Source organism: Ilumatobacter sp., assembly GCF_041688325.1.
Lineage (GTDB): Bacteria > Actinomycetota > Acidimicrobiia > Acidimicrobiales > Ilumatobacteraceae > Ilumatobacter_A.
This window is the reverse complement of sequence record NZ_JBDNIJ010000297.1, coordinates 1-3,406: the sequence shown is the minus strand read 5'-3', so window position 1 is coordinate 3,406 and position 3,406 is coordinate 1. Positions and strand designations below refer to the sequence as shown.

Genomic DNA, 3,406 nt, shown 5'->3' with positions numbered 1-3,406 from the left:
TCCGGGTTCGGGTTCGCCGAGCAACGAGGCGCGACAGGTGACATAGCTCTCGAAGAAGTCGAGGCCCAGGACCCTGAGGCGGGTACTCGTGGCTTCGCACCACACCGAGTGCATCGCGATCGGTTCGATGGCATCGCGTAATCGCCGAGCGGCTGACGCGTCCTGAGTCGCAGGGGACACGACCCCAGCGGGTGTGGGGACGAATGCGGTGGCGATGACTTCTGCACGATCCATGCAGGCAAAGTTACTGCTCGGGCATTCTGCGTGCCGGACTGGACCCGGCCGTCGGCACGCTTCTCCGATTCAGTTCTGCTTCGGTGGAAATTCCGAAAATCTCCGGTCGATCAGCTGTTCCGTCACTCTGAACCTTCGACTGGCAGGAAAAGGTTTACGTTGGAGCCACGAACGTGACGTTGCTGTACTTCGACGACTGCCCGAACTGGCTTGTCGTGCCGGATATACCAAACACCGGGTGGCCCATCCGGGACACCCACGCTCGACCAACTCCGCTCGGCCATCATCGGAGACTGATCTGACGACCGATCACGACACCAGAGACCCTGCAGCAATCAACGGTGCAGCGCACGTGCGCAATCTCGGCACGAGAACGTGCAACACGAACTCCCGTCCGTGTTGTACAGGGTTCAGGAGTTGTGTTGCCGCGACGCTACGTCATTCGAAGTGATCGTTCGGCCTTGCGACGCGCGACGCCACGATGGGCAGCATCTTCACGGCAATAATTGGTACTCGCTTGAGCAGCACGTCGAAGGCTCCCCCCTCGATGTGGAGCACTCGTGAGTCCTCCGAGGCTGCGACCGTTGCGTTGTGCGTCGAATGGGTGAGGAGTGCCATCTCGCCGGCAAAGCCTCCAGGCCCAATGTTTGCGACGTGTTGACCGTTGCGAGTGACCTCGAGGTTGCCATCGATGACAATGATCAATTCCTGAACGCTGGACCCCTCTTTGATGAGTACCCGGCCTGCGGGCACGGTGATGTCGGTCGAGATGTCGATAACTTCATCGAGCTCTTTTGTATCGAGTCCGGCGAGCAGCGGGACGTTCTGCATGTGTTCGCGGTAAGCGTTCTTGGACATAACGGTGAGCTCGTTTCTCGTCGGGTACTCACATCGTACGTTCTCCCACCGCGCCGTGTCGTCATTGCGGGCAGCTACAGGTGGCGCGCGACGGGGAGCGGCTCTTGCCTCAGGCAGTGATCATCGACGGCTCAAAGTGCTCCGCCAACTCGGCCTGATGGTGTTCGAAGCGCTTGATGAGTTCGCGGGACGCTGGTGAGTCGAGCTGGTCATGGTTGTCGAGCCGAAACTGTCGGTACAGCCGCACGAGCGGGGTGCCATCGGTCGCAACGTCCTGATTCAGCAATGCCCTGATCTCGACCTCGCGGCGCCGGGCCGCCTCGACGATGCGCAGCGCATCGGCGAGTGGCATCGTTCCAGCGTCGACCTGTTTGAGGAGCAGGCATCGATAGGCGTGGCAGAGGAGCGGCCGCTCGGTGTAGATCGAACAACCGTTGCCTCCGAGTGCCGGGCACGGCTGATCGAAAGAATGGCGTTCGTCGACCACGTGGACTGGAATCCCACGAGCGCGCACATGCTCAGCTTCAGATGGGTCCGTAATCGTGACGGAAGCAAACAGGATGCCGTCGCAACAGATCCCACAGGCAACGCAGAGTTGGGAGCCGTCATCAACGGGGGCGATGTCAGTCACCTGCAGGAGGGTACGGCGTGGTGGCAGGCATACCGAGTGCCTCCTCGAGAACTGCCAGTCGGATCTCCAAGTCCTCGACCCGCTGCGCCAGCGACGGCCCGGCAGGCATGGCAAGCATGGCAGGAGTCGGGGACGTGCCGAGGTCGTTGACGTCGGGCACCGTCTCGCCGAAGAGATGCGCCCAGCGATCCTGGCTTTGGCCCGACCCGCGACCGATGTTGGCGACGTAGGGGTCGGCCTTCTCGGCCATCGCCCTGAGCACTGCTTCGATGTCGTCGGGTGACTCAAAGCCGGCGCCCTGCGATGTTGCGTACCGATCAGTCCGTGTCTTCAATTCGCCCGACGACTGCGGCCCACGCAACATCATCACGGCAAGTAACGCCTGCTGGTCGAGATCGAGCCCGAGCGCGTCGCTGAGGATGTGCCGGTGTTTGTCGGAACGGCCACTCCCGTTCGTCCGCGCGAGCCCGTTCTGGCGGACGACAACCATCGCCGCAACAGTCTGCTGTTCGCTGTATTCGACGACCGGCTCACGGTTCGACTTTTGATTGCACGCGTTGACGAGCGCGTTCGTCGACAGCGGATAATGATCCGGCGTCGTCGCACCCTTTTCGATCAGGCACCCGAGCACGCGGACTTCTTCGACGGTCAACTCCATCAACGCAGCGTAATTCGCGTTGGCCTCGCCGGCTCGCTCCGACCAACTGGCGCGACGAAGACCGTGCTTCGCCTCCTGGCCGACGGAGCGTGCGTGCGACACTGATTCTCGTGCCAGCGCTTGACCGTGACGTTCTCGACGTGTTCGAAGGATCGGATTCACATCTCGACTTCGATGACGGGACGAGCCGTTCGGCGCGCGAGCTCGCGGACGACGGTTGTCGATTCGCTGCCTGGCTCAGCGAGCAGGGCCTTGAGCCCGGCGACCGCATCCCGATCCGACTCCCCAACGGCATCGAATATTTGCAGTTACTGCTTGCGTGTGCCGCCGGCGGATTCATCGCCGTGTCGGTCAACACCCGCTACAGCGACGATGAGGCTGCCGACCTGGTTGAACGATCAGGCGCCCGGAAGGTTGACCTCGCGGCTCGGCTCGATGGAGCGCCACCAGGGTGGACAACGGCGACGCCGATGGAGCGAGTGAATCGGCGGGAAGATCCATTCGTTGTCTTCACCACGTCGGGTACCACGAGTCGTCCGAAGATGGTGCTCCAGCAGCAGTGCTCGATCGCCGACCACGCCGTGGATGCTGCCACACGCTTCGGCTACTACTCAGAAGACACGGTGATGGCGGTGATGCCGCTCTGCGGGACGTTCGGCCTGGCCTCGCTGATGGCAGCTGTCGCGGCCGGATGTCGCATCATCGTGAACGACTTCGCCCTCGCACGGACGGCGGCGCTGATCGAGTCTCAGCGAGTGACATGCCTGAACGGCAGCGACGACATGTTCCACCGCTTGCTCGAACATGGCACCGACCTGTCGTCGGTTCGCCTTGGCGGCTACGCACGCTTCAATACCAGCCTCGACGGCATTGTCGAGCGGGCTGCAGCAACGGGAGCGACGTTGACCGGTCTGTACGGGATGAGTGAGGTGCAGGCGTTGTTTACGCTGCGCGACCCCGACGGTGACGCAACCCACCGCACTCGAGCGGGTGGCACGTTGTCGTCACCGCACGCGTCGTATCGC

At 62.4% G+C, this 3,406-nt stretch carries 5 protein-coding genes; 1 reads left to right on the top strand and 4 read right to left on the bottom strand.

The window, feature by feature from the left end:
- The 4 genes from ACH2EI_RS15665 to ACH2EI_RS15650 all read right to left on the bottom strand — a co-directional run.
- Positions 1 to 234 (bottom strand): hypothetical protein (locus ACH2EI_RS15665; protein WP_395160727.1); only part of this gene is annotated, 234 nt, incomplete at its 3' end.
- 438 nt (positions 235 to 672) lie between these two features.
- Entirely contained in the window at positions 673 to 1,092 is a 420-nt protein-coding gene (locus ACH2EI_RS15660) for a cyclic nucleotide-binding domain-containing protein (protein ID WP_395152783.1), read from the bottom strand.
- A gap of 109 nt (positions 1,093 to 1,201) precedes the next feature.
- Positions 1,202 to 1,723, bottom strand: coding sequence for a YkgJ family cysteine cluster protein (locus tag ACH2EI_RS15655; protein WP_395152782.1), 522 nt, complete (start codon positions 1,721 to 1,723; stop codon positions 1,202 to 1,204).
- Positions 1,716 to 2,381 (bottom strand): YceH family protein, encoded by a 666-nt coding sequence (locus tag ACH2EI_RS15650; protein WP_395152781.1) that lies wholly within the window; start codon positions 2,379 to 2,381, stop codon positions 1,716 to 1,718. The genes ACH2EI_RS15655 and ACH2EI_RS15650 overlap by 8 nt, the downstream gene beginning before the upstream one ends.
- Positions 2,382 to 2,470: 89 nt before the next feature.
- On the opposite strand from ACH2EI_RS15650, the gene ACH2EI_RS15645 reads away from it, so the two are divergent.
- The coding region (locus ACH2EI_RS15645) for an AMP-binding protein (protein WP_395160725.1) at positions 2,471 to 3,406 on the top strand (936 nt) is incomplete at its 3' end.

Bases quoted from the DNA above. Each gene is read 5' to 3' on its own strand.
- ACH2EI_RS15650 (WP_395152781.1), bottom strand. From the start codon at position 2,381: ATGGAGTTGACCGTCGAAGAAGTCCGCGTGCTCGGGTGCCTGATCGAA.
- ACH2EI_RS15660 (WP_395152783.1), bottom strand. From the start codon at position 1,092: ATGTCCAAGAACGCTTACCGCGAACACATGCAGAACGTCCCGCTGCTC.